The 26,360-nt window shown below is 38.5% G+C and carries 20 protein-coding genes; 7 read left to right on the top strand and 13 right to left on the bottom strand.

The window, feature by feature from the left end; genetic code table 11:
* Nucleotides 1-86 precede the first annotated feature (86 nt).
* Complete coding sequence (locus LQ227_RS22040) at nt 87-923, bottom strand: N-acetylmuramoyl-L-alanine amidase (protein ID WP_230151133.1); 837 nt, start codon at nt 921-923, stop codon at nt 87-89.
* A gap of 113 nt (nt 924-1,036) precedes the next feature.
* On the opposite strand from LQ227_RS22040, the gene LQ227_RS22035 reads away from it, so the two are divergent.
* Nucleotides 1,037-2,716 (top strand): Zn-dependent hydrolase, encoded by a 1,680-nt coding sequence (locus LQ227_RS22035; RefSeq protein WP_230143230.1) that lies wholly within the window; start codon nt 1,037-1,039, stop codon nt 2,714-2,716.
* 125 nt (nt 2,717-2,841) lie between these two features.
* Here the strand turns inward: LQ227_RS22035 and LQ227_RS22030 are convergent, their stop codons facing one another.
* Together LQ227_RS22030 and LQ227_RS22025 are read right to left on the bottom strand one after the other, a co-directional pair.
* Nucleotides 2,842-3,588 carry a LytTR family DNA-binding domain-containing protein gene (locus LQ227_RS22030; RefSeq protein WP_230143229.1) on the bottom strand — a complete coding sequence of 249 codons (747 nt, stop codon included), beginning with the start codon at nt 3,586-3,588 and terminating at the stop codon, nt 2,842-2,844.
* A gap of 7 nt (nt 3,589-3,595) precedes the next feature.
* Nucleotides 3,596-5,215, bottom strand: a complete 1,620-nt coding sequence (locus LQ227_RS22025; RefSeq protein WP_230151123.1) for a sensor histidine kinase — start codon at nt 5,213-5,215, stop codon at nt 3,596-3,598.
* A 330-nt stretch (nt 5,216-5,545) separates the two neighbouring features.
* On the opposite strand from LQ227_RS22025, the gene LQ227_RS22020 reads away from it, so the two are divergent.
* The gene (locus tag LQ227_RS22020; RefSeq protein WP_230143227.1) at nt 5,546-7,987 is read left to right on the top strand and encodes a TonB-dependent receptor; all 2,442 of its coding nucleotides are present in this window, start codon (nt 5,546-5,548) and stop codon (nt 7,985-7,987) included.
* Between the two features lie 90 nt (nt 7,988-8,077).
* The gene (locus LQ227_RS22015) at nt 8,078-8,830 is read left to right on the top strand and encodes a DNA alkylation repair protein (RefSeq protein ID WP_230143226.1); all 753 of its coding nucleotides are present in this window, start codon (nt 8,078-8,080) and stop codon (nt 8,828-8,830) included.
* On the opposite strand, the gene LQ227_RS22010 is transcribed toward LQ227_RS22015, so the two are convergent.
* The 6 genes from LQ227_RS22010 to LQ227_RS21985 form a co-directional block, all read right to left on the bottom strand.
* A complete protein-coding gene (locus LQ227_RS22010; protein WP_230143225.1) occupies nt 8,827-9,321 on the bottom strand; it encodes a GNAT family N-acetyltransferase in 495 nt (164 codons plus the stop codon). The genes LQ227_RS22015 and LQ227_RS22010 overlap by 4 nt on opposite strands.
* Nucleotides 9,318-9,878 carry a thiamine pyrophosphokinase gene (locus LQ227_RS22005; RefSeq protein ID WP_230143223.1) on the bottom strand — a complete coding sequence of 187 codons (561 nt, stop codon included), beginning with the start codon at nt 9,876-9,878 and terminating at the stop codon, nt 9,318-9,320. Before LQ227_RS22005 ends, LQ227_RS22010 begins: the two co-directional genes overlap by 4 nt.
* A 64-nt stretch (nt 9,879-9,942) precedes the next feature.
* Nucleotides 9,943-11,229: a hypothetical protein gene (locus LQ227_RS22000; RefSeq protein ID WP_230151121.1), complete on the bottom strand. Its 1,287-nt coding sequence runs from the start codon at nt 11,227-11,229 to the stop codon at nt 9,943-9,945.
* 58 nt (nt 11,230-11,287) lie between these two features.
* Nucleotides 11,288-11,932, bottom strand: coding sequence for a thiamine phosphate synthase (locus tag LQ227_RS21995; protein WP_230143219.1), 645 nt, complete (start codon nt 11,930-11,932; stop codon nt 11,288-11,290).
* Nucleotides 11,933-12,053: 121 nt separating this feature from the next.
* Complete coding sequence (locus tag LQ227_RS21990) at nt 12,054-14,498, bottom strand: TonB-dependent receptor (RefSeq protein ID WP_371824753.1); 2,445 nt, start codon at nt 14,496-14,498, stop codon at nt 12,054-12,056.
* Between the two features lie 900 nt (nt 14,499-15,398).
* Complete coding sequence (locus tag LQ227_RS21985; protein WP_230143217.1) at nt 15,399-15,929, bottom strand: AAA family ATPase; 531 nt, start codon at nt 15,927-15,929, stop codon at nt 15,399-15,401.
* Nucleotides 15,930-16,364: 435 nt separating this feature from the next.
* Between LQ227_RS21985 and LQ227_RS21980 the strand changes: the two genes are divergently transcribed.
* A complete protein-coding gene (locus LQ227_RS21980; RefSeq protein WP_230143215.1) occupies nt 16,365-16,682 on the top strand; it encodes a carboxypeptidase-like regulatory domain-containing protein in 318 nt (105 codons plus the stop codon).
* Between the two features lie 210 nt (nt 16,683-16,892).
* A complete protein-coding gene (gene carB / locus LQ227_RS21975) occupies nt 16,893-19,730 on the top strand; it encodes a carbamoyl-phosphate synthase large subunit (RefSeq protein WP_230143214.1) in 2,838 nt (945 codons plus the stop codon).
* Between the two features lie 172 nt (nt 19,731-19,902).
* Here carB and LQ227_RS21970 read toward each other — a convergent pair whose 3' ends face one another.
* The 3 genes from LQ227_RS21970 to LQ227_RS21960 form a co-directional block, all read right to left on the bottom strand.
* Nucleotides 19,903-21,210 carry a M20/M25/M40 family metallo-hydrolase gene (locus LQ227_RS21970; protein WP_230151118.1) on the bottom strand — a complete coding sequence of 436 codons (1,308 nt, stop codon included), beginning with the start codon at nt 21,208-21,210 and terminating at the stop codon, nt 19,903-19,905.
* Between the two features lie 23 nt (nt 21,211-21,233).
* Entirely contained in the window at nt 21,234-23,063 is a 1,830-nt protein-coding gene (locus tag LQ227_RS21965) for a M61 family metallopeptidase (RefSeq protein ID WP_230151116.1), read from the bottom strand.
* A gap of 190 nt (nt 23,064-23,253) precedes the next feature.
* Nucleotides 23,254-24,381 (bottom strand): DUF4407 domain-containing protein, encoded by a 1,128-nt coding sequence (locus tag LQ227_RS21960; protein ID WP_230143208.1) that lies wholly within the window; start codon nt 24,379-24,381, stop codon nt 23,254-23,256.
* 128 nt (nt 24,382-24,509) lie between these two features.
* Between LQ227_RS21960 and LQ227_RS21955 the strand changes: the two genes are divergently transcribed.
* A complete protein-coding gene (locus LQ227_RS21955) occupies nt 24,510-24,827 on the top strand; it encodes a rhodanese-like domain-containing protein (protein WP_215165554.1) in 318 nt (105 codons plus the stop codon).
* Nucleotides 24,828-24,963: 136 nt separating this feature from the next.
* The gene (locus LQ227_RS21950) at nt 24,964-25,161 is read left to right on the top strand and encodes a DUF6358 family protein (RefSeq protein ID WP_230143207.1); all 198 of its coding nucleotides are present in this window, start codon (nt 24,964-24,966) and stop codon (nt 25,159-25,161) included.
* 115 nt (nt 25,162-25,276) lie between these two features.
* Here LQ227_RS21950 and LQ227_RS21945 read toward each other — a convergent pair whose 3' ends face one another.
* On the bottom strand, nt 25,277-26,308 hold the full coding sequence (locus LQ227_RS21945) for a dipeptide epimerase (protein ID WP_230143205.1): 1,032 nt from the start codon (nt 26,306-26,308) through the stop codon (nt 25,277-25,279).
* Nucleotides 26,309-26,360 lie beyond the last annotated feature (52 nt).

Raw genomic sequence — 26,360 nt, 5'->3', positions numbered from 1 at the left:
TAAACTTCGGGCTTATTCCACTTTTAAAGATCCTGAAACCAGTTCAGGATGACGGCATGAGTGTAATCTACGCCAAATCCCTCCACTTAATACTTCGTATACACATTATACAGAACCAATATGTCTACTGGTGTTAAAGTTGGTGTAATATCACTCTGAATAAAATGGATTTTAAAAGCGGTGATTGCTGCAGGGAGGTTACTGGTATCGTAACCAATATATTTTAAGGCCATTTCGGTATTAAAATCTACGGGAGGGTTTTTCAGCACATCATCATACCAATAGCCAAAGCCTTTATCTGCCAGTTTTTTCCAGGGGAAATTTTTAGGGTCATTTTTCCGTTTAGGTGCTATATCGGCATGACCGATAAAATTCGCTGTCGGGATTCCATAGGTTTTCTTTAGAGTGGCCAACAGCTTTAGCAAGCTATTCATCTGAGCATCAGGCCATGGGTCAGTTAGTCCATTGTTATCCAATTCAATTCCTATCGATGAAGAGTTTAAGTCGGTATCTTTACCCCATTTACTCACACCAGCATGGTTTGCGCGTAAATAGTCATTTACCATATGCACTACTTTACCATCGCGGCTGATCACATAATGGGCGCTTGTACCTGCCTTAGTGGAGAAAAATGTTTTTATGGTCTGTGCCAAACTATCCTGGGCGGTATGGTGGATCACCACAAAATTTGGCTTACGTATCCCAAAATTTACAGAACCAATCCATTCCTGGTTTGTTGCTCCTAATGAATCGTAAAGTTGACCAACTGGTGGCGTGGTATTGATTATTTTCGAAAAGTCCTTTGCCTTTTCCTTATAGATTTTTTCTGTTGCAGCATATTTGCTGCTTCCGCAGGCAGATAAAATAAGTACAAGAGAAAAAGCGGAAATAGATAATGATTTTGATGACCTTGAAAATAACATGGTATGAATTGTTAGCAGGTTGAAGTTACAAAGTTATCTTAAACTTCACCCAATGCATCAAACTTTATACAAAGCTTTTAAAATTTACTAATTTAGCAGCCATATACTTTAATATGAAGAATTTATACAAATCAACCCTGTTTTTATCGGCAGTAGCTGTTTCTATAGGCGCCTTATCGTCTTGTACCGGCAATAATAAATCTAAAGATGAAAAGGCTGTAGTAGTACAAAAAGATAGTCTGACCAATTATGTTGCACAACGCCTGCCTATTTACGAAAGGGTAAAATTAACCACCAATATAAACGAGTTAAGTGTTAACGACCGTAAAATTTTGCCTTTATTAATTCAGGCAGCAGAAATTATGGATCAATTATATTGGAAACAAGCCTATCCACAAAGAGATAGCTTGCTGGCAACTATTAAAGATGAAAAAACACGCGATTTTGTTAACATCAATTATGGCCCTTGGGACAGATTAAATAATGATAAACCTTTTGTTGAAGGTGTTGGTACCAAACCAGAGGGCGCATCTTTTTATCCATACGGTATTACAAAAGAAGCCATCGAGAAATCGGATCTTGCTGATAAGTTTGGTGCATATTCGGTTATTCAAAAAGATAGTACAGGCAAATTATCAACTGTACCTTATCATGTGTTATTTGCTTCAGAATTACAAAAAGCAAGTTCGTTACTAAAACAGGCCGCTTTAATTGCTGAAGATGCCGGTTTAAAAAAATATTTAAACTTAAGGGCCGATGCTTTGGTAACGGATAATTTTACCGCAAGTGATTATGCCTGGTTAGATATGAAAACCAATGGTTTGGATATTATTATCGGCCCGATCGAAAATTACGAGGATAAACTGTTTAATGCCCGTACCAGTTACGAAGCTTATGTTTTAATCAAAGATAAAGAGTGGAGCAAGCGTTTGGCGAAGTACGTAAAAATGCTTCCTGAATTACAGAAAAACTTACCTGTTGCGGCGAAATACAAAACCGAAACACCTGGAACCGACTCTGAGTTAAATGCATATGATGTGGTTTATTATGCAGGAGACTGTAATGCCGGATCTAAAACCATTGCGGTTAATCTTCCGAACGATGAAAAAATCCAACAGGAAAAAGGAACACGCCGTTCGCAGCTGAAAAATGCAATGCAAGCGAAATTTGATAGGATTCTGGTACCGATTTCAAAAGAATTAATTGAAGCCGATCAGCAACAATACATTAAGTTTGATGCTTTTTTTGCAAACGTCATGTTTCACGAGGTAGCTCATGGTTTAGGCATAAAAAAAACCATTACCGGAAAAGGCTTTGTACGCGCAGCATTGAAAGAACAGTATAGCTGGTTAGAAGAAGGCAAAGCCGATATTTTAGGCTTGTATATGGTAACAGGCTTACTTAAAAAAGGTGAGCTGAAAGGTGACATAAAAGATTATTACACCACATTTATGGCTGGTATTTTACGTTCTGTTCGCTTCGGCGTTTCTGAGGCGCATGGAAAAGCCAATATGCAATGCTTTAATTATTTTCAGGAGAAAGGTGCTTTTGAGCGTACCGCTAAAGGAACTTATAAAGTAAACTTCGAAAAATTTGCAACTGCCATGAACGATTTAAGCGCATTCATTCTCACCCTTCAGGGTAACGGCGACAAAGCTGCAGTAGAAAAAGCACAAAAAGATAAAGCGATTATCCATACCGAACTTCAAACAGATCTGGATCGATTAACCAAAAAGAATATTCCGGTTGATGTTGTTTTTGAACAAGGTGTTGACGTACTTGGGGTAAAATAAAAGATTTCTTTACCCAGGAATTAAAGGCCATAGATATGCAGGCGTAAGCTTGTCTGTCTGTGGCCTTTTTGTTTATAAATTAGGTTTACTATTGAAACTGGTTAATAATAAAGGCTTTTATTCTCCTAGAGCTGTTGCAAGGCTTGTTTTACAGTGTCTTTGTTGGGCTTAGAAACGGGTATCTTTTCTCCAGAGGTTAAGAGTAAGATACCGCCGTCTTCCTTTAACCAGCTTTTTACATATTTTGGATTTACTAAATGGCTTTGGTGAGTTCTTAAAAATCCGCTGGGGCGCAGTAAATCTGCATATTCTTTAAGTGATTTAGAAACCAATATTTTTTCATTACTTGAAAGGAAGAACCGGGTATAAGTATTGTCTGCCTCGCAACGTATAATTTCTGATAAAGCTACATACCTTATTTCGCTTTGCATCTGTAGGGCAATCTTGCTAATATTGGTTTCGGGCTTTTTTAGTTGCTGCAGTAAAAAATCAAGCTGTAGATTTTGTATTTGTGTTGCCAGTTTATGTTCGGCTTTATTTACTGCGTTTATTAATTCTTCAATATCAATGGGTTTTAAAAGATAATCTAAGGCTGCAAATTTTACTGCTTGTATCCCATATTGATCGTATGCGGTAACAAAAATAACTTCGAAATTACGAGTTGGAAGCAGCTTTAGTACATCGAAACCTGTTTGCTCGCCCATTTGAATATCCAGAAACACTAAATCAGGTGAATATTTTTCAATAATATCAACCGCATCATTAATATTTTGCGCTGTTGCCATTATACTTACCTGCGGACAGTGCTTTTCTAACAAAGTCCGCAGGTTTTCTAAGTTGGAAATTTCGTCATCTATTAAAATTGCCTTCATTATAATATTATAGCCAATCGGTTAATGTTAAGCTTATTTTTGTGCCGTTAGTACTTGGTTGTATGGCTAAAGTAAAGCGATTTTCTTTATAAATACTATTTAAGAGTGCTATTCTACTGGCACTTAATTGAAGACCTAAGCCATTGTTCTTTTTTTCTGTGTCAAATCCGTTTCCATTATCGCTAATAGTTAACACTAAATCATTTGCCTGCTTAGTAAATGTGATTACAATTTTTCCGTTAGTAGCTTTTTTCGATATGCCGTGCTTCACCGCATTTTCTACAAAAGGTTGTAGCAGCATGCTGGGTATTTCTACGTTATCCAAATCTAAGTTTTCGGAACGGTTAATCTCGTACTTAAATCCAAACCGCAATTGCTCCATTTGCAGGTAATCGTCTAGTAAAGTTTTTTCTTGCGATAAACTAATCAGTTCTTTATCATCAAGCACATTACGGGTTAAGCGGGCAAACTTAGACAGGTATTTATTGGCATTGTCTATTTCGTTTTTGTTCATTAAATTTTGAATGCCAGAGAGTGCATTAAATAGAAAATGAGGGTTTAATTGCGCACGGATGGAGTTAAGTTGAAGCTTTGCCGTGTTTTTTTGCTGCTCTTGTTCTACAACCTTTTTTTTATTTCTTTTTTTTATAGCGTGAAGTATAAGCAAAAAATTTAAACCAATAACAAATGCTGCCATTAAAGCATAACTGTAAAGTTCTTTTTTGGTGTAGCTTTCTTCGGCTAAAGTGATAACAAGCGTATGTCTGGTTATGTATTTTTCGGTTTCTTTTGGTGAAATATCACAATCAAGGCAATTGGTCCATTTAATCGAGGGCTGAATAATAATTTCATACTCCCCCGACTTTTTGAAAATATTTTTATCAATATTTATACTAGGTAAAGCCTCGTGATCCTCACTTATTATGCCGCCATAATCCCAAGTAGTTGATTTGAAGATTATTTTATTCGTTTTTTTGTCTTTTATTGATGTATAGTAGAGATAATCAATATCTGATTTGTCTTTCACAATGGTTAGCTCATCTTCTTTTTCAGTTAAAGCAATTCTTGTTCTGTCTTTTATATCGGTAATCCACTTGTAATCAACACCTTGATTAGTTTTGAAACGCTTTCTAAAAGATAAGATCTTTGCTCTTGGAATAGGCTTTACGTAAAAAACAGCCTTATCGATATCTTGCGGTTTGTCTATGCTATAAATAAGTGTTGTAATGATTTTGCCTTTTACAGGAAAAATGCCAAGTGTTGTCGAACTGAATATTTCTTCATCCCCTCCTGCATGGGTATCTTTCAGTTGCGTCATGTCGATCGGCTTATTTAGCACGATTGGTTTACTATCTATTAAAATAGTGTACCGATAGTGCCGTATATTGATATTCTTTCTAAAATTAATCGAGATACTTAAATTGTTTACTTCAGGTAAATAACTTAGGGTTGTGCGGGGCTGATTGGGAAAGCCAATTGCATAAAAAACATTTTTAGCTGAACTATCTACACACATGAGCAGTTTTCCTCCCGCAGCATATATGTGATTAAAATTGATGCCTTTTTGTGCATTAACGGTAGATACCGCAACAATGAAGCTGAGAAATATAAAGATGATCTTTTTCATAAGGTTAAGTTTAATTTTCATCAAACTTGTAGCAATAATAGCAAAACTAAAACCATAAAACAGGAAAGGCAGTGTTTGAAATAGTAGATGTATTGTTTAACGCAGTATTCGAATATGATCAATGGAGACTCTGTTAAATAACGCGGCTCCCAACTTTTTTAAAATCCCTGTAACCTTTTTAAAAAACGGTCGTCTTACCTATAACTAAACAAGCGGAAACCTTTCGTTTCCGGGCTAAACTTTAAAATAAGCAAGCAATTAAATTGAAAGCGCATGCACATGCGGTATAGAAATCTTTTTGCCTATTTTTTTAAGAATAAATACCTAAAAATGAAAACATTATACAGAATATCACTTATCGTTACTTTCCTTTTTACCGTTACAGTTGCTTTTGCGCAAACAAATCCAAAACCGAACATTAGCGGGGTAATTTTAGATGAAACCAAAAAACCTGCAGATTATATTACTGTTGTGCTCTTTAAAGCATCCGATTCGAGTGTGGTTAAAACGGCATTTACTGATCCAAACGGAGCATTTAATTTTAATGTTTCGGGCAAGGGGAGTTATTTTTATAAAGCCAGTAACATGGGTTACAAAACACTTAAAAGTAAAACCATCGTTTTAACAGAAGATAATCAAAAGGTAGATTTCGGAACGGCGCAGCTCACCGCAAACGCTCAAAACTTAAAAGAAGTGAATGTAGCTGTAACTAAACCATTAATTGAAAGAAAAATGGATAAGATTGTGATGAATGTTTCCAATAGCTCGGTTATGACAGGTTCTACTGCGCTGGAGGTTTTGCAAAAAGCACCAGGCGTAACGGTAGATCAGAATGATAAGATCTCGATGATGGGGAAACAAGGTGTACTGATTCAACTGGATGGAAAACAGACCTACATGAGCAGTGCTGATGTGGCGAACCTACTGCGTAACATGCAGAGCTCGGAGATTGAGAGCATTGAACTGATTACCAATCCGTCTTCAAAATACGATGCCTCCGGCAACTCGGGAATTATCAACATCAAAACGAAGAAAAACAAAAATGGCGGAAGCAATGGCAGTGTAAGCGGAACAGCCGGTTATGGCAAAAACTTTAGGGGAAATGCCGGTTTAAACCTAAACCATAGAACACAAAAACTGAACCTTTTCGGAAACTACAATTATGGAAGAAATGAGCGCGACAACCTTATTGCCATCGACCGTATTTCGAACGGAACACCAGATACTTATTTTATGCAGGTGGGTACCAGTCATAGAAAGCAACAGAACAATAACTTTAAAGCAGGTATAGATTACTTTATTGATAAGAAGAATACGATTGGTTTATTGGTAAACGGCTACTTTAACCATGGAAATGAAACTGCGGTAAACAATACTTTAATTGGCCCATCTTTTAACCAGGTAGATTCTAGCCTGATAACCAACTCATTGCAGGCAAACAAATACAATAATGTTTCTTATAACTTAAATTATAAATCTGTTCTGGATACCGCGGGTTCAGAAATCTCTGCAGATGTGGATTATTCCAAGTACAAAGGAAACGATGGTTCTAATTATGAGAACGATTACCGGTTCCAAAATGGAGATAGAATCCGTCCTATCAGGTATACCCGGAACAATACTCCATCGATAATTGATATTAAAGCATTTAAAGTCGACTATAATGTTTCACTAAACAAAACCGTTAAACTCGAAGCCGGGGTTAAAAGCAGCTGGGTTAAAACCGACAATGATTTGCAGGCAGAAATGTTGGTGAACAATACCTGGCAGAACGATGTTAAACGAAGCAATCAATTTGTATACGATGAAAATGTAAATGCGGCTTATACCAATATAAACAAGCAGTTTAAAAATACCAGTGTACAGATCGGCTTAAGGGTTGAGCAAACCAATTCGAAAGGAAATCTGATTACCAAAAATACTGTTGTAGAACGAAATTACTGGGATTTTTTTCCAACGTTATTTGTTCAGCAAACGCTTTCAAAAAACAATCAGTTAGGTTTTTCTTATAGCAGAAGAATAGACCGCCCAAGTTACGATGCTTTAAATCCCTTTATTTATTACTTAGACGAATTTACCTATAGCAAAGGAAATCCATTTTTAAATCCACAGTATACACACAATTTTGAGCTTAGTTATACACTATTGCAAAAATATATGCTCTCAATTGGCTATAGCAGGGTTAACGATGTAATTGCAGAGGTAATTTTGCCAGATGCAGCGAATCAATCGTTATATCAAACGAATGCAAATATTGCCACCAACATTAGCTACAATGCCAATTTAAACGTACCTGTTCAAATTACGAAATGGTGGCAGACCAATAATAACTTAAATGTTTTTTACCTCAGTTTCAAATCGCCAGATTTAGCCGGGAGCGCTTTAAAAACCGGAAAAACATCTTTCCAGTTTAAATCGCAACAAACCTTTACCATTACGGATGGTTTTACAGCAGAAATAAATGGCAGTTACGAATCTCCGCTTGATTATGGAACCCTAAGTTTAAAAGCCCGTTATTATGTCGATGCTGGTTTGAGCAAATCACTGTTCAACAAAAAAGCAAGTTTGAAGCTCGCCTTATCAGATGTATTTAATATATCTGAAAACAATTTATCAAGTGCATATCCTGGTTTAACTTACTCCGTACATCAAAAAAATGAAACTCAAATTGGTAGAATCAGTTTTACCTACCGCTTCGGTAAAAACGAAATTAAACCCGCCCGCCGCCGTGCAACGGGTACCGAAGCAGAACAAGGCCGTATGAAAAATTAACACTCACCCATTCAATTGTGAAAACCCGATCAACGTTATGCTGGTCGGGTTTTCTGTTTTTTGTATATTTAAACTGGAAACCTGAACAAAATGTCTGTCGAGAAAATCTCTAAACGAACCACAAATTTAACAGCTGCTGCTTTTATTGAAAAATTAGGCACCTACCAATCTAACGCAGAACTGGAAAAGATTACCCGTTATTTTAAAACTGAGGAAGGTGATTACGGGGCGGGAGACCGCTTTGTTGGCGTTCGGATGGGGCAGGTTTTCGAAGTGGCCAAGGCTTTTGTGGCCATGCCTGTTCAGGAAATAGAAAAGCTTTTAGAAAGTCCGGTTCATGAACACCGGGCAGGCGCGGTAAGCATAATGGATTTTAGGGCAAGGGATAAAAAAACACCTGAAGATGTAAAGAAAGCCCTTTTTGAACTTTACCTTAACCGGCACGACCGGATTAACAATTGGGACCTGGTAGACCGTGCCGCATGTTTTGTAGTGGGCAGTTATTTATTTGATAAACCAAGGGATATTTTATATCAATTAGCCGTTTCTGAAAATATGTGGCAGCGCCGGACATCAATAGTGAGCACCTCTTATTTTATCCGTAAAGGCGATTTGACCGACACTTTTGGCATTGCACAAATCCTTTTAAATGATCGAGAAGACTTGATCCATAAAGCAGTTGGCGGCTGGATCAGGCAGGCAGGTACAAAAAATAAACCTCAGCTAATGGCTTTCTTGGCAAAACATGCTGCAACAATGCCCCGTACCATGCTGCGCTACGCCATAGAACATTTTGAAAAGAACGAACGCGAATATTATTTGAACCTTAAAAGAATAGATTAGAATTTATATTCCATTACATAATCGTCCATAAAGTAACCTTCACCTATATCAAGTTTTACCGATTCTTTAATGGTAAAACCTCCTTTTAAGTAAAAATCTTTGGCTTTATTATGTTTGTTCACATTCAATTGTAAAGCACTTCCCCCGGCATCTTTTACCTGGTTAAAAACCTCATTAATTAAGATTTTCCCAACACCTTTGCCATGTGCAGAGGGCAGCACATAAAGCTTGTGCAGTTTGTAAATACGCGCTTCGTGTCCAACAATAGAATATCCTGCAAAACCGAACTGATTTTCGCCTTCCTCTGCAATCAGGAAAATATGCCCTTCCATAAATTGCTTCAGGAGTTCTCCTTTATTGTACATTTTATCCAACATGTAATCAATCTGTTCCTGCCCGATAATATCGAGGTACGTTGATGGCCAGGTTGCCGCGGCAATAGCCCTGATAATTTCTATATCTTCTTCTTTTGCTTTTCTGAGGGTAATCATATTGGTTCGCTAATAAAAATTGGTTGTCCTGAAAAAGTAAATTCTACAAAGCCATCTTTAACTACAGTAAAAATTTCTTCTTCATTCTGCACCAGGTTAGTTACTTCGATATATCGGTTGCCATGAATCAGGAATTCACCTCCTGCAGGTTTCCAAACAGAAAAACCTGATTTTATTGCATAATGTTTTGCCCTTTCGGTAAATACCACCAGATTAATTTTGTCTTCAAATCCGGCAAACTTCTCCAGATCAAATTTCTTCGCAATTACATTTACCGCGGGATATTTCTCTTCGTACAGATAATTTACCGCCACCATTAAAGCATCAACAGGGCCTTGAATAACTTTTGTATCCTCTTGTGTTTCCTGTCCACTCCCGTTTACAAGCACATCTACCTTTAAACCTAAAGAAAAAATTTTATCGTAATTTTCTCCGTTAACCAAAAGCGTAGGGCTCCATTCGAGCAGTTGCCCCAAAAGCTCTTCATTAAAATTCCCAAGCTCATCGATGTATAAAGCCGGCTCTTGTTTTTCTTTTACAATATGGTGTGAAGACATATTGCGAATATAGAAATTTCGCTTTAAGTACGGTATAGGAAGAATCAGTTAGGGGTAAAAATGATTAACGATTGTACGGATATTCACTCACCCAATGGAAGCCCCTGTTGATGAGGTTAAAATCTTTAAGATCTTTTCGCTTAAAACTTACCGATATGGAATCTTTGTCTGTTAAGCCTGAAAGAATCAGTCTATCTTTTCCAATAACATTATAGTTTAAAACATATTTAGTGGAGTCTTTATCTGTTGATTTTAGCAACAATTCTTTTTTCTTCTGATCAAAAGCAGTAGTGAAATTAGCGGAACTATCGTTCATCTTCTTTATCCTTACATACCCTGAATAATTAATAATCATCTGTTTCCATCGCGTACTATCGGTAGTTAAAGGTGCTAAGGTTTCACCTTTAACTTTCATACTTTCAACATTATAAATACCATACATAAATGGTTTGGGTGCACCATCGCCGTAAGTTTTATATCGCGTCATTAATGACGGGAATAAGAAAAGCATTGAAGCAGCTATATACAGATATTTACATATATATACCAAAATAAAGTGCCATCGTTTTTTATACCTTGGACGATACATTCTTTCGAGCTGCTGGCTTTCATATTTAACAAAAAATTTATATAACTTAAAAAAATGGGGGGCTAAAATAAACAGGCACATCACCACCAGTGCTGTAGACAGCAGTTTTACCGGAACATCGAAAAAATAGTTCATTGACATTACGTGTGCTGTCGCAGCCAGCGCCAGAAATGCGCCAACAATTACCGTTCTGCGGAATAACAATAAAATTGCAGAAATTTCGATAACCCCCATAAAAATATTGTAACCTTTAGAAAATCCGAGAAATCTCCAGGCCAGCCCCATTGGCGAGGCATCACCAAAAGGAGTGAGCAACCTATCTAAAGATGAATCGTAAAACTGGAGCTTAATCACTTTAATAGCCCCATACATTACAAGCGTAAAAGCCAGATAAAAGCGTACCAGAACGATAAGCCAGTAATAGGCAGCATTGTAACTCTTGCGTTTACGGTCGAAAACCGACCAAAGGATGCAGCCCACTACCGATACCAAAAACATAAAGAGCAACAACGCCCATTTATAGGAAGTATCGCCACTTCCGCTCGCATGAATTTTTAAATCGCTTTGAAAAATATGCTCAGATAACCATGGGATTAAACTTTCTAGCATCATGGCTGGGTAATGCATTACATAGTAGAAAAATGGAAAAGCGCCATTGTTATACAGGATGATGAAAAGAGACAGGAAGAGGAAAAAGAACCTGAAAGAGATTTTTTTATAAATGTTCCAAGATGCATTGGTTTGAAGAGCGTTTTCAGACATATTAGCTGGGTTTTATCCAAAACTAAAAATTATCCTATGGGCTTCAAATTATAAAATGTTAATTAACAGCGCTTTCTTTAACAACTGTGTAAAAATCCTGATAGGCTTCAATAAAATCATCTGCAAAATTAATAGCGCCGGAGACGGCTATACCATAAATACCGGTTTGCATTAAAGCTTCTACATCGTAGGTTTTTATTCCACCCACAGCCAATACCGGAATGTTGACGGATTGAGTCTTTAATTCTTTTATTATCTGTTGATAGCCTTCTGTACCTAGAAGTGCATAATTATTGGGCTTGGTTTCAGTTTCTGCAAATGGACCATAACCAACATAATCGGCTCCTTCCTGGGCAAGTCTGATTAAATTTTCTATTGTATTTGCCGATCCCCCAAGGGTAATATCATTGCCAACCAATTTGCGCAGGGCAATAAAATTGGCATCCATATTTTCTATATGAAAACCCTGTATATCGGCCTTTCCATTTAAATGAACATGATCGGTAACGATTAAGGTGGTGCCCCAATCATCACAGATTTCGGCTATCGCATTAATATCCTGTAAGAGTTCTTCATCACTTTTGCTCAGGCAACGGTATTGGACCCATTTTGCCCCGGCCTCACAAGCCTGTTGCACCTGTTCGATATGGCTTAAATGGGGAATATCGTGCGTAATATAATGAAGCTTCTCTATGTATTTCATACTTGGTGAACAGGATTTTAAGCTGATTTGATTTTAAGATCAGGAGGGCAATATATAAACAAAATCGCCATTGCAAGTATATTCCGCAATGACGATCCTGTTTTTTGAATGTTAAGCTTTTCTAAAACTTAACGTTCAGGCTTAGTAAAAAGTTAGTTCCCGCTTGTGGGTAAAAGAAGTTTTCGGTTACCCTGCTACCACCTGCCTGGTAGCCATAGGTATAACCATTGCTTTCATATTTCTTATCGAAAATATTGTTAACCAATAAACCAAGGTTTACGTTTTTAACACCTGCAAATTTAAAGTCGTAGTCCAAACGTGCATTGCTTACCCAATAACCGTTAATGGTCCTATCGTTGTTTTGCGTGTTATCCAGGTATTGTTTGCTTACATATTTGCTCTGTAAGGCTACAGCAAAACCACTAACAGGTTTGTAAACCAACTCCCCAAAAAGAACAGCATTTGGAGAATAGGAGATGTCGGTTAATTTATAGTTGTTTACCACCTGTCCACCGTTATCATAGTCATCATAATATTCAGTAAAGTTCTTGATTTTGTTTCTGCTCAATGCGGCATTGGCGTTTAATACAAATTGGGAAGAGATGGTATAAGAACCATCTACCTCAATCCCTAAACGGTAGCTTCTATCTACATTCTGACGGAAATTTCCGCCAACATCATTTATTTTCCCAGTAACTACCAGTTGGTTTTTATAAAACATGCCATAAGCATTTGCACCGACATTAAATTTATCGTTTTTAAAACGGTAACCTAACTCTACGTCATTCAAACGCTCAGGTTTTGGAGAAATACCTACAGCAGCATCTGTATAGTCATCACGGTTGGGCTCTTTGTTGGCCACACTAAATGAGGCATAAACATTGCTCTGTGGATTGATAAAATAAGTTGCACCAAATTTCGGGTTAAAGAAATTCAAGGTTTCGTTAACGGCCAAAGTGTTTAGTTTGTTTTCCGTTCCGGCAACATCGAAATATACCCGGCGGTACTGTAAGTCGGCAAATAAGCTTAACGATTCTACCGGGCTATAATTTACTTTACCATAAACGTTAAAATCGGTTTTGAAACCATCGTTATCATAATAATGCCTGTCTATATTTCCATTTGAAGCATATTGGGCCCAAATTACCTGCCCGAAGTGGGCGCCTTTATATTCATTATATGCACCGCCCAAAGTAAAATTTAAATTCTTTTGAGGCACGTAGTTAAAGGCGTAGGTAACGCCATAAAAATCGTTATCTAACCACCGTCTACGGATTAAGTCCGTTTCAGTAACCGGTGTTCCTCCAGGAATAACAACCGGATTTAAGCCATAATTTTTAAGTTCATCCTGTGCCCTATATTCTTCATAATAGCCTTCGCCTTTAGTGTAGTGTAAAGCGCCGTTAAAAGAAAACGCATCAGAAAACTGTCTGGCATAAATTAACTGGTAATGGTTCTGTGTATAGTTATCCGTTTGGTTATTGTACAAGAAACTGTTGTAAGTTCTTCCCGAGTTTAAAAGATTTGCGGCATCTTCTGCTCCTAATCCGTTTCTGGCAATATAGGCATTCATTCCAATCACATCATTTTCCAAACGTGATTGTGGAATACCGTTCCATGATTGATAGGTTTTCTCATTCCCTGAAAAAACATTTACGCGCAGCAGGTCTTTATTGCCGTGGTAAGCACCTGAGAGAAAATATGATTTAAGCAGTGATGAACCACGGTCTACATAACCATCAGAACTGATTCTTGATAAACGGCCATCAAAGCTAAAGCGGTTGTTAATCAAACCAGTTCCAACCTTAACGGTGTTTTTCCAGGTGTTGAAACTACCATAAGTGCTGTTTACTTCCGCATAGGGCTCCGTTTCGCTGGCAGTTGTCTGGATATTTAAACTCGCACCGAATGCACCTGCACCATTGGTTGAAGTACCTACACCGCGCTGAATCTGTATGTTATCTACCGAAGAAGCAAAATCGGGCATGTTTACATAAAACGTGCCTTGGCTTTCGCTATCGTTTATCGGAATACCGTTAACTGTTACGTTGATCCTGCTATTATCGCTACCGCGGATACGGATACCTGTGTAGCCTACGCCGGCACCAGCATCAGAATTAACCACAACTCCCGGTGTGTTCTGAAGGATAAAAGGCAGATCTTGTCCGAAGTTATTCTGTTGGATTTCCTCCTTGCTAATGTTCTTATAAGTAGTGGCTGATTTTTCTGTCGCCCGTATAGCGCGGACAATCACCTCATCTGCCAGGAAATTTTGTGGTGAGAGACTAAAATCCAGCGTAGCATGCTGTTTAAGTTCTACAGCTTTTTCGATTGTTTTATAGCCTACATAACTTACCACAATAGTGTATTTTCCGTTAACGAGGTTAGTGATGCTGTAATTTCCGGAGGCATCACTAACAACTGCCGTTTTTTGACTTCTTAATTTAACTGTAGCGCCGGGAAGTGGCTGCTGGTTTTGATCTGTTACTTTACCGGTAACAGTAATTTGTGCCGATGCAAAGAAAGGCAACATTGCAACAAGCGCTGCAAAAAGTAAATTTTTCAATTTTATTGTTTTTAGTTAAACCCATCGGAAAAGGGGCATTGCCGATTTTCAGTTAAACTTCCATAACTCCAATCCCTACGCCGGCATTACCCGGATCAGGTGCATTCGAGGTTGATGGCTGGAGGGTTTTAAGGTTGATGGCATTACCCCTCTACCTTTTTACCTTCTACCTTTCACCTCAAAATGGGTATGATCTCAGCCTGTTTTTGTGTTTATTTAAACAAGGCACCCCTAATGATGGTGCAAATGTAGAAAATATTTAACAATAACCGTATTTTTTGATGCTTTCTAGGTTAATTGAACAAAAATTGACAGTACAATGGAAAGATCTGTTATTTTTAGATCGAGGAAATGAGTGGTTCTCTGTGCTAGGGGATTTCAGTCCCGCTTCTGCTTCCGATGAAACCTGTGAAACAAGCAAGCTTACCAAAATATAATACAAAACTGGTGCTTAAATTGGCAGCATCCCGCATTGATTGGGTTTAAATGGCCAGGCAGGTATAAATATTAATGGATGACCACCAAACGTTCCTACGGAACGAAAACGCCAATTATACAATCGGCTACCTAGGAGTCGTCCCGATGGGACGGCCTGTGGTTATTTTACCTTTCCCGTCCCATCGGGACGACTCCTAGGTAGAAAAAAAATGTTTTATTTTTCGTTCCGTAGGAACGTTTTGTGTTTTAGGCACCACGGTAGCAAACCCCTGTTAACTAAACCCGACAGCAGCGGTTCCGATCCTTCATCGGAATTAGCGAATGGCGGGACTACAGTACCTATGAAATACTAACCTTTCATTTCCTAAAAAAAATCATTTATATTAATGGGAAATGAGCGCCCTGAGCTTTTGGCAAATTTCAAAACAAAGTCATGAATTTAGTCAAGAAACATCTATTTTCTTATACACCAAGAAAATCGTTTACTGCCTTAATTGCATTTTCGAACCTTTCATCACCCAATCCACCAATTACCTTATAATTCGCATTTAGTGCTTTCAGTTCCTTATGCCAAACCTGCATAAAATATTCGCGCTTATCGGGGAAATCGCGCAGCGGATCATCTTGCCAGGGCAAATCGATGTCCATTAACAGATACAGGTCGTACGGTCGCTCAGGCAGTGCATCCAGCACTACCTGTGGTGTTTCGCCTAATACTTCATCGCTCCAGATCTTTACCGTAATAAAAGTCGTATCACAAATAATAAAATCGCTTTCGGTAGTTACTAAAATAGCATCCTCTAAAGCTACCTGCCCGTAATACATGTTCACTTCATCTTGCAGCGTATAATCGGCAACCAGGTTTTCGCAGTAATAGCGGGCGTATTCTGGCACCCACGAAACTTTATAATATTTTGCCAGCAATTGAGATATAGTAGATTTTCCCGTACTTTCCGGGCCAACAATAGCGATCTTTTTAATATTTTTATTCACGATATGTTTTCTGAATAGGGTCAAATGTAATGGAAAAAGCCTTAAAAGAAAAAATCCGGTTGAGGAGGGCTCCTCTAACCGGATAATAAACCAAACAAACTATTTATGAAGAAATCCTCATGGCGGGTAACTAATCCGCGGAGGAAGCTTTAGATCATTGTCTAAAGTATATACAAAACGCATATATGTTCTGCTTATTACAACATTATTGCCAATATTTCCAATATCACAACTTCGTGACTTAATTCTGACGTGTAGCGCCACTTTTACGAAATTCTTTTAACACTAATTAACATTTGCAATAAAACCGTACATTTGATTTTGACAGCCATGTATAATTTATAGTACAATCTAAAAATTAGTGTTCATTATTTAAAACTATTTGTACTAAATGGTGTTATTTATTTAAGACATCAACAACTAAAACGTTATACCATGAAAAAGTTATGTGTTGTATTATCTCTGCTTATTATATTTGCTTTAGGTTCAATTGCCTTTACAAATATTAAATTGGGTGGAATAATCGGAAAAATTACACCGGGTGATGCGGCTTCTGCTGTTTCGCTTGTAGCGGCGACAGACACGCTAAAAGCGCAGATTAGTCAAGGTGTTTTTACTTTCACTAACCTCAAAGAAGGCGTTTACACTGTCGTTGTAAAAGCCAATGCACCATACAAAGATGCTGTTATAGAAAAGGTTGCCGTGAAAGATAGCGCCACTACAGATTTAGGCGAAATTAAATTACAGCAATAGTTCATTTTGCAAAAGAAAAATCTAAAAAGAGCACTTAAATAGTGCTCTTTTTTATTTTAAAAAAAACGCCTAAAAATCATGCTAAAGATGTATCTTTGCATCCCGACAGAACAGTTGGGATTTTTCTTCTTACAAGCACAAAATCTCGTTGCTTTCAGGGTTTCAAAAGAACCAATACTTTAGAATTTTAATTATTGTTTAAGCTTTATCATGCCTAAAGACACTTCCATACGCTCAGTACTGATTATCGGATCTGGACCAATTATTATTGGCCAAGCCTGTGAATTTGATTACTCGGGTTCGCAAGCGGCTCTTTCTTTAAAAGAAGAAGGGATTACCGTTTCCATTATCAACTCTAATCCGGCTACAATTATGACGGACAAGGTTATCGGCGACCATGTTTATTTGCGCCCGTTAACTGTTGATTCAATAGAGGTTATTTTACAAGAGCACATCGACTCTGCAGATTTACCTAGAATTGATGCGGTACTTCCTACCATGGGAGGCCAAACTGCATTAAACCTCTGTAAGGAAGCTGAAGAACGTGGTGTTTGGGAAAAATATGGTGTAAAAGTAGTTGGTGTAGATGTTGCTGCAATCGAAAAAACCGAAAACCGCGAAGCTTTCCGCCAGTTAATGGTTGATATCGGTGTAGGTGTTGCAGAATCGAGAATTGCCAACTCATTTTTAGAAGGTAAAGAAGCAGCACAAGAAATCGGTTACCCATTGGTAATCCGCCCTTCATACACCTTAGGTGGCTCAGGTGGTGGCTTCGTACACAAAAAAGAAGAGTTCGATGCTGCTTTAAAACGTGGTTTAGAGGCTTCGCCAACACATGAAGTATTAGTAGAGAAAGCTGTTTTAGGCTGGAAAGAATATGAGTTAGAGTTGTTAAGAGACAGCAATGATAACGTAATCATTATCTGTTCGATCGAAAACTTCGATCCGATGGGTATCCACACAGGAGATTCGATCACTGTTGCTCCGGCAATGACCTTATCTGATCGTTGTTACCAGGATATGCGTAACCAGGCGATCAAAATGATGCGTGCAATCGGCAACTTCGCTGGTGGCTGTAATGTTCAGTTTTCGGTTAACCCGGCAAACGATGAAATTATCGCCATCGAAATTAACCCACGTGTATCACGTTCATCAGCTTTGGCAAGTAAAGCAACTGGTTATCCAATTGCAAAAATTGCAGCAAAACTGGCAATCGGTTACAACCTGGATGAAATTGAAAATCAGATTACCAAAACCACTTCAGCATATTTCGAACCTACTTTAGATTACGTAATCGTTAAGATACCCCGCTGGAACTTCGATAAATTTAAAGGCGCTAATAAAGAGCTTGGCCTACAGATGAAATCGGTTGGAGAGGTAATGGCAATTGGTCGTACTTTTATCGAAGCACTACAAAAAGCTTGTCAGAGTTTAGAGATCAACCGCGCTGGTTTAGGTGCAGATGGCAGACAGGTGCGCAATATTGAAGAAATTATGGACGGTTTGGAGCACGCTTCATGGAACCGTCTGTTCTTAATAAAAGATGCCATGGCAATGGGCGTACCTTTGGAGTCGATCCGTAAGGTAACCAAAATCGACAAATGGTTCTTAAACCAGATTCAGGAGCTTGTATTGCTTGAAACTGAACTGAAGAGATATTCACTAAACAATATCCCTCAAGATTTCTTCGTAACACTTAAACAAAAAGGGTTCTCTGATATCCAGATCGCCTGGTTGTTAGGCAATGTTACAGAAGATGAAGTTTACGATCGCCGTAAAGCTTTAGGTATAAACAGGGTATATAAAATGGTTGATACCTGCGCTGCAGAATTCCCGGCCAAAACACCATACTACTACTCTACTTTCGAAGAGGAAAACGAATCTGTTCCATCCGATAAGAAAAAGGTAATTGTATTGGGTTCAGGCCCTAACCGTATCGGTCAGGGTATCGAATTCGATTACTCTTGTGTGCACGGATTATTGGCAGCAAAAGAATCAGGTTTTGAGGCCATCATGATTAACTGTAACCCTGAAACGGTTTCAACAGACTTTAACATGGCCGATAAATTATATTTCGAGCCGGTTTTCTGGGAACATGTTCGCGAAATTATCGAGCTGGAAAAACCAGTGGGCGTTATCGTTCAATTGGGTGGACAAACAGCTTTGAAAATGGCTGAGAAATTAACCGAAAGAGGCATCAAGATTATCGGAACATCTTTTGAGAATATGGATATCGCTGAAGACCGTGGCCGTTTCTCAGACCTGTTGAAAGAATTAGATATTCCTTATCCAAAATATGGTGTTGCAGAGAATGCTGAAGAAGCAATCGTTGTAGCAAACGAAGTAGGTTATCCTGTATTGGTTCGTCCGAGTTATGTACTGGGTGGACAAGGCATGAGCATCGTAATCAACGATGAAGACCTAGAAAAAGCAGTAGTAAAATTATTGGGCGATTTACCAGGCAACCGTGTATTGATCGATCACTTTTTAGACAGGGCAGAAGAGGCAGAATCTGATTCAATCTCTGACGGCGAGGATGTACACATTGTGGGTATGATGGAGCACATCGAGCCTGCAGGTATCCACTCAGGAGATTCATTTGCCGTATTACCTACATTCAGCTTATCAGAAACGGTAACTAAAGCGATGGAAGAATACTCGATCAAAATTGCAAAAGCATTAGATGTACGTGGTCTATTAAACATTCAGTTCGCCATTAAGGATGAGAAGGTTTATGTAATCGAGGCAAACCCAAGGGCATCACGTACGGTTCCTTTCATCGCAAAAGCTTACGATGTTCCATACATTAACATCGCAGCTAAAATTATGCTGGGTGTAGCGAAGCTGAAAGATTTTACGATTGTTCGTAAACTTAAAGGTTACGCCATTAAAGAACCCGTTTTCTCTTACGAGAAATTCCCTGAGGTAGCGAAAGAGTTAGGTCCTGAAATGAAATCTACAGGTGAGGCGATCCGTTTCATCAAGGATTTGGAAGATCCTTACTTCCGCAAGCTTTACAAAGACAAATCAATGTATTTGAGTAAGTAATTCGCTTACGAATACTTATAAAATAGCAATGGCCAGTGATGATTTCACTGGCCATTTTTTTTGTAGTTGTATTGGGCGGCTCGTCATTCCCAACTTGATTGGGAATCTTAAAGCCTACTGCATTACGATTCCCGCCTGCGCGGGAATGACGACCGTTTTATAACTGCCGCTATTATTGCTTCAACTTCGGAATCCTCGTTGGTGTATCCGTTCCGTTTACAATGGTAATTGCGCTCTTTGCGATCGCTTTGATGGTAGAAAGGATATTTTCTACATCCAAAGAACTATATTCGTCTTTCACACTATGGTACAATTTATCGATATCAATTTTATCGGTACTAATGGTATGTGCCGGAACGCCCAAAGCAGCTAAAGTTGCATTATCACTTCTATAGAATAAGTTTTGATCTGGGTATGGGTCTGGATGGAAAGTAAATTCAGTCCCAGCTAAATTTTTCTGCAAAATCTTCCCAAAATCAGATCTCTCATAACCGGTAATAAATGCGGTATTCTTGCCAAATTTCGAATCCTTACCAATCATCTCAATATTGAACATGGCTACTACATCATCAGGATTTAGTTTTTCTGAGAAATATTTTGCGCCGAAACCACCGATTTCTTCGGCAGTAAAGGCAACAAAGATTAAAGTACGTTCATTGTTTTTCTGCGCTTTGTAATATTTGGCAAGGGCAATCATAGCCGTCGTGCCTGAAGCATCATCATCTGCACCATTGGCAATACTATCGCCATCAACACTTTTTAAAAAGCCTAAATGATCATAATGGCCAGAGAAAACCACAATTTCTTTTGCTTTTGATTTACCTGGAATTACCCCTGCAACATTAAATAAAGGCATTTTATCTACCTTACTTTTAAATGTTGCCGAAAAATCTGTTGCGGCATCTTTACCCAAAACAAAAACCTGCACAGCGCTTGTAGTTGCTTTAACGTCTTTCTCATCAACGGTTGCCGGTTTACCGAAGTAACTTCTATAACGGTTAAACAGATCAGCAAATTTATTGTCAACCAGAATAATCTGATTTTTTTGAGCACCCATCATTGCCCTTAGCTGAGGCACAAATGCTTTTTCTGGATCTAATTTAACAACAGTAGTGTTCGATTTATCTAGTGTAACACTTTCTGAAGTTACGCCTGAAACGATTAAATTTTCTGCGGTAACTTCCTGTCCATCAATCTTAACACTTGTACTTAGGTTGGTAACCTGGTATTTGTTAAAGGTTTGGCGGAAAGTTTTCTCACCTGTTAAAGGCTTTAAACCGATCTTTTTAAATTCAGATTCGATAAAAGTAGCTGCTTTATCAATACCGGGCGTAAAGGTTGCACGCCCTTGCATATCATCGGCACTTAAGGTTTTAATCAGGTGATCGGTGTATTCGCGGGTAATGATTTTATCTATGTTTTGCGCCTTAAGCTGTAGGCTTGCCATCCCGACAAGCGTAAAAAAGAATATTTTCTTCATATAATAAGTATTAGTTTTGCGATTTAGATTTTTACCTGTGATGTTAACCATTTATCTCTAAAAGTCTGCATGGCCGGTGTTAAATCTCCTCCTGTTTTTTCAATGGGAACAATTTCTAAAGCCGGATCTTCAATCAAGGTTAATTGTGTCGTTTTCTGCGCCCCACGATAAAGATAAGTAACCTTCAGCACATCGCCGGGTTTGTGGGCATCAGTAATGGCCGCAACCGCAGCTACATCTTTTACCGTCACACCATCGATGGCCAACAATGCATTATCAACATCTAAACCTGCCTCATATGCAGGCGTACACATTAGCGTTTGCCCTAAAATTAATTTTCCATCCAACTCATTAATCTTGCCAAAGCCAGCAAAAGCTTTAGCAGGATTTGCTTTGCGCAAAACAAGGCCTGCATTTAAAAGCAGCTTGGCATAATCGTTCTTTTCGGTGCCGTAAATATAATTTTTAAAGAAACCGGCAGCGAAAGCAGGATCTTTAGTCAGCGTCGCGAGGGTTTTCTCTAAATCAGGTACAGTGTATGCAATTTCTGGCTTGCCATAGGCTTTCCAAAGCGCACGCATATAATCATCAAGGCTGAGCTTAAATTCGGTTCTTAAACGAAGATCTAAAGCCAGGGCAGTTGCAGCACCATAGGTGTAATACGAGGTGAATATGTTGCCTTTATTGGTCTGATCGATAGCCACACCAGCATCGGCAAACACCGCATACCTACTGGCCTCAATTGGCGAAAAGTTTTTTGCACCCGGCGAGAGTAAAACAGCATTTACCAAGCCATTAAAAGTTTGTATGGCATTGTCGGTAGTTTTTAAACCCGCCCTGGTTAATAGCAGATTGCCATAATATTGGGTAAAGCCTTCAGCCAGCCAAAGTTCATCACTCATATTGGCATGCTCGAAATTGAAGGGTTCTAAGGTTTTTGGCCTTAAACGTTCTACATTCCAGCTGTGAAAATATTCGTGCGAAAAAGTACCCAGGAGGTTTGATTCATAACCCGCAATTTTTGGTGTGCGCTGCACAATCGAAGTGGAGTTTCTATGCTCCATTCCATCGCCCGCATTCTCCGGATACACATCATCCAGAAAATAATAATTACCGTAATCGTAAGTGGGGAATTCGCCCCAAACGGCAAAATGTTCAACAACCATTTTTTTAAGCATTTCAGCATAATTATTGATGGTTTTCTGATCGTCGTTAGCGTGCGTAATTAAATGGATGGTCTGTACTTTACCATCGGTATTTTTAACCTGCCAGCTTGCCGTTTTATAATTGGCAATTTCGATAGGACTATCCATAAAATATTGAAGATTTGGCGCGAAATAAGTCCCATTGGCCATTGGCTTAAGCTGTGTAGCTACTTTCCAGTCCGGTTTTTCGGCATAATTAAATTTCACCAGTCGCGGCCTGGTATCCATGCCTACCGGAAAAGCAAAAGTTGCCGGCATATTCATGTGTGCATGGGTTTCGTCAAAACCAGCATAGGTTCCGTCAATCCAGTTTCCAAAAAGTGTATAGTTTACTTTTACGCTGGAACCATGATTGGGAATTTCATAAACATCGCCTGCTGTTTGTTTAATGGCCAGCTGTTTTCCTGATGCATCGAAAGCTTTCAGGTGATATATATTTTTTCCAAACTCATGTGTAGCGTAACGGCCCGGAGATGACCTGCTCATTCTAACCTTTAGCGTACCCGCAGGAACATTTGGGATAACCATGCTGATTTCAGCTTCATGATGGATAACATTTGGAAAGGAAACCGTATAACTGATCTCATTTTGGGCAAAAGCCTGAAACGATAATAGACCAAATACCGCAGCACCTAAAAATTTCTTCATAAAATCGGGATTATAAGGGCAATTTAATAAAAATGGAAGATGTTTGAGGTAAAATGTACGATGGATAATAGTTGATGGTCTGATAGTCAATAACTGATAGCCTATTGTTCACAGTAGATTTTTTTCGGTTTAATAGTTTAAGCCATGATCTATGAACCATCCGCTCCCAACTCCCTTCTTACATTTTCCCTTAGCCCTCGCTATCCCAATCGTGTTTTTCGAGATCGCGGTAAGCTTTTCCTTTTATAATTTCCTTCTTTTTAGATGATTCGGAATCGACCCTAGTTTCATGAATATTATCGGCTACTTCAAAATGGAAATCCTTATCTTTTTTAGAATGATAAATCGATACTTCATCCCCATCCGCTATAGCATAATCATAAGGTCCTCTTGCACTCATCAGTTTTACAAACACCGGCAAACATTCAAAAAAGATAAACAGCAGCCCGATAAAAGTAACAGCAATTGCCGTATTGTTATCCCGTGTGCCATCAACATTAAATTTAAGTTGCCCTAATGCCCAGTTGCGGTCGGCAAAACCAGCAATATCCGATAAACTGTCTAACTGTTTTTTAGTGTACAGCTTTTCGGTAAACAGCCCATCAAATTCTTTGCGTTTATCTACAAAACCTTCCGATTTATTGATGGCGGCTTTTAGTGAATCTAATTCAGCTGTGCGTTGTACTATTTCAGCTTCCTTACGCTTGGCATACGGCCCGTAGCCCATTACGCCGGATGTTTCGGTGGTTTTGTTTCCAAAAATCTCGAAATTAAGCTTTTGTCTATCCGTTTTAATTCCTTTTTCAAGCGAATCGCGTGTGGCCTTCTGTTGATTTAACCTACCGAATTCTACCTGATATTTTTTCTCAAAAGCTTTGTTCAGGGTATCAATTTTAGAACGCTGGCCGTTTAGGTAACTTACCTTTAGGCGTTCTTTAATTTCCTTGTCGAAAATTTTAAGTTCTATTGGTCTCGAAATTACCATACCAATCATAATGGCCAACAGAATACGCGGTGTAGCCTGTAACAACTGTTTATTGGTACTGGCGCTTTTGTTAATGCTCGATACGATATAGCGGTCCATATTAAAGATGGCCGCCCCCCATAAAAAGCCGAAAACAATGGCAAAAATTACGGCCAGATCGTCCCCCTTAAAAACAAAATACATGGCATAGCCCCCAGAAAGGGCAGCAAATAAGCCGGTAAAAAATATGGTGGCGCCAATGCCAGTATATTTATTTTGTTCTGAAGGATACTTTTCCAGTGTAGGGATATGAGCGCCAGAGCAAAACCAAAAGAAACGGTTCAGTTTGTCCATTTGTAACTATTTATAATTAAACGCCTAAGGGTTAAAGTTGTTACAGTTTTACGCAAAATTTTATGGCATTTTTTTGATGGGGAGCGTAAAGTTGATTTTCCTATATTTGCATAAATACATTTAATAAAATGAAAGAAATATCGGTACAAGAACTAAAAGAGAAAATCGATAACAAAGAAGATTTTCAATTGATTGATGTTCGTGAAACATTCGAATATGAGGTTTCCAATCTTGAAGGCGAGAATATCCCTTTAGGTGGAATTTTAATTGAGGCTGATAAGGTTGCGAAAGATAAGCCGGTAATTATTCAGTGCCGCAGTGGAAAAAGAAGCGCAGCAGCAGTAATGCAGTTGGAGCAACAATACGGATTTGATAATCTTTATAACTTAAAAGGCGGTATTTTAGCTTGGCAAGAAGCTTTTGATCCGAACATGCCGGTTTACTAATGATAGAATGAGTGAGTTTTGAATGAGTGAATGTTATTATCGCTTATTCAAAATTCATTCTTTCATTCAATAATCTAATCATTCTAAATTCTCTAACTCAATCACTCTCTAATTTCGTCATTCAATCATTTCTACCGTGGCTAAAAAATTTGCTTTAAATATCTTCTATAACCTGGCCATTATCCTTTCTATTTTCGGATTGGTTTGGTGTTATAACAATGCTAAATATCTTCCAGCTGGCTTTTTGGTAGGCACAACGGCTTGTTTGTTCTACTTTAAGTATCAACTTACCAAAGACATCAAAAAGAGCTTTAAAGAAAAAGATCAGAAGTAGCAATTTAATGTTAGAATTAGTGAGTCTTGAATGAGTGAATATGATGATATAACGCTTATTCAAAATGCTACTATCATTGCCTCGCTCAGACTCTTCAAATCATTCCTACTCTACTTTAAAGAAAAAGATCAGAAGTAATGCCTGTTAAGCCTAAACCAGGCAGATCTTTTAAAATATACTTACCATTTTCGAAAGCTGGATCAGTAAAGGGGTTATTCTTGGTGAGCCATGGCCCATCCAAATCGGCCCAGTTACATAGAGGAGCCAAAGCAGCTGCAGCCAAAGTGGCACAACTGGTTTCGCTCATACAGCCAATCAGCACTTTCATTCCAAAAGAACGGGCTTTCAAAATCATCTGATGCCCTTCGTACATGCCACAGCTTTTCATCAGTTTTACGTTAATGCCATGGTAAGCGCCTTTCAGGTCGTCCATGTCGGCTAAACGCTGTACGGCTTCATCAGCCAACAAAGGAATCGGACTGCGCTCGGTTAGCCAGGCATTCCCATCGAGGTTATTTTTATCCATAGGCTGTTCGATTAACACCACGCCCTGGTTATGCAGCCAATAAATTAAATCAATTGCTTTAATTTTATCTGCCCAGCCCTGGTTCGCATCCACATATAAGGGTACATTGGTCATGCTCCTGATCGTTTCGATAATTTCCTGATCGTTATCCCTCCCCAGTTTAACTTTGATCACTTTAAAAGCTTCAGCATCTTTCAGTTTTTCGCGGATTACTTCAGGTGTATCAATCCCAATGGTATAAGAAGTTACCGGCATATTAGCAGGATCTGCGCCGTAAATTTCATAACAGGGTTTATTTAACAGCTTTCCATTAATATCGTTAAGGGCAATATCAATAGCTGCTTTAATGGCTGGCTGGCCTGGAGCAAGGCTATCCAGATAGCTAATCATTTCTTTGAAATCGAATGGATACTGGATTTTATCCCAATCTACAAGGCTAAGAAAAGCCGCTGCGCTTTCGTAGCTCTCGCCCATATAAGGTACCATAGAAGCCTCACCATAACCTGTAACACCTTCATGTTCGATCTTTAACAGCATTAAGGGGGTGCTGGTACGGGTAAATTTCGAGATCGAAAAAGGATGTTTTAATTCTAATTCAAATTGTCTGCAACTAATCTTCATTATCAATCGTCTTCTAAATAAATAAGGTAATTATCGATTTGCAAATTATCTT

Origin of the sequence: Pedobacter sp. Bi27, from assembly GCF_918698255.1 — a bacterium.
Classification (GTDB): Bacteria; Bacteroidota; Bacteroidia; order Sphingobacteriales; family Sphingobacteriaceae; genus Pedobacter.
Note: the sequence above shows the minus strand (reverse complement) of the source record. Positions and strands in the feature narration are given on the sequence as shown.

What these genes read in the sequence shown, in the direction of transcription:
- LQ227_RS22010 (WP_230143225.1), bottom strand. Translation starts at nt 9,321, where the DNA reads ATGATTACCCTCAGAAAAGCAAAAGAAGAAGATATAGAAATTATCAGG.
- LQ227_RS21960 (WP_230143208.1), bottom strand. Translation starts at nt 24,381, where the DNA reads ATGGACAAACTGAACCGTTTCTTTTGGTTTTGCTCTGGCGCTCATATC.
- LQ227_RS21995 (WP_230143219.1), bottom strand. Translation starts at nt 11,932, where the DNA reads ATGAAATACATAGAGAAGCTTCATTATATTACGCACGATATTCCCCAT.
- LQ227_RS22025 (WP_230151123.1), bottom strand. Translation starts at nt 5,215, where the DNA reads ATGAAAAAGATCATCTTTATATTTCTCAGCTTCATTGTTGCGGTATCT.
- carB (WP_230143214.1), top strand. Translation starts at nt 16,893, where the DNA reads ATGCCTAAAGACACTTCCATACGCTCAGTACTGATTATCGGATCTGGA.
- LQ227_RS21955 (WP_215165554.1), top strand. Translation starts at nt 24,510, where the DNA reads ATGAAAGAAATATCGGTACAAGAACTAAAAGAGAAAATCGATAACAAA.
- LQ227_RS22015 (WP_230143226.1), top strand. Translation starts at nt 8,078, where the DNA reads ATGTCTGTCGAGAAAATCTCTAAACGAACCACAAATTTAACAGCTGCT.
- LQ227_RS21970 (WP_230151118.1), bottom strand. Translation starts at nt 21,210, where the DNA reads ATGAAGAAAATATTCTTTTTTACGCTTGTCGGGATGGCAAGCCTACAG.
- LQ227_RS22040 (WP_230151133.1), bottom strand. Translation starts at nt 923, where the DNA reads ATGTTATTTTCAAGGTCATCAAAATCATTATCTATTTCCGCTTTTTCT.
- LQ227_RS21980 (WP_230143215.1), top strand. Translation starts at nt 16,365, where the DNA reads ATGAAAAAGTTATGTGTTGTATTATCTCTGCTTATTATATTTGCTTTA.
- LQ227_RS22030 (WP_230143229.1), bottom strand. Translation starts at nt 3,588, where the DNA reads ATGAAGGCAATTTTAATAGATGACGAAATTTCCAACTTAGAAAACCTG.
- LQ227_RS22020 (WP_230143227.1), top strand. Translation starts at nt 5,546, where the DNA reads ATGAAAACATTATACAGAATATCACTTATCGTTACTTTCCTTTTTACC.
- LQ227_RS21945 (WP_230143205.1), bottom strand. Translation starts at nt 26,308, where the DNA reads ATGAAGATTAGTTGCAGACAATTTGAATTAGAATTAAAACATCCTTTT.
- LQ227_RS22000 (WP_230151121.1), bottom strand. Translation starts at nt 11,229, where the DNA reads ATGTCTGAAAACGCTCTTCAAACCAATGCATCTTGGAACATTTATAAA.
- LQ227_RS21965 (WP_230151116.1), bottom strand. Translation starts at nt 23,063, where the DNA reads ATGAAGAAATTTTTAGGTGCTGCGGTATTTGGTCTATTATCGTTTCAG.
- LQ227_RS22005 (WP_230143223.1), bottom strand. Translation starts at nt 9,878, where the DNA reads ATGTCTTCACACCATATTGTAAAAGAAAAACAAGAGCCGGCTTTATAC.
- LQ227_RS22035 (WP_230143230.1), top strand. Translation starts at nt 1,037, where the DNA reads ATGAAGAATTTATACAAATCAACCCTGTTTTTATCGGCAGTAGCTGTT.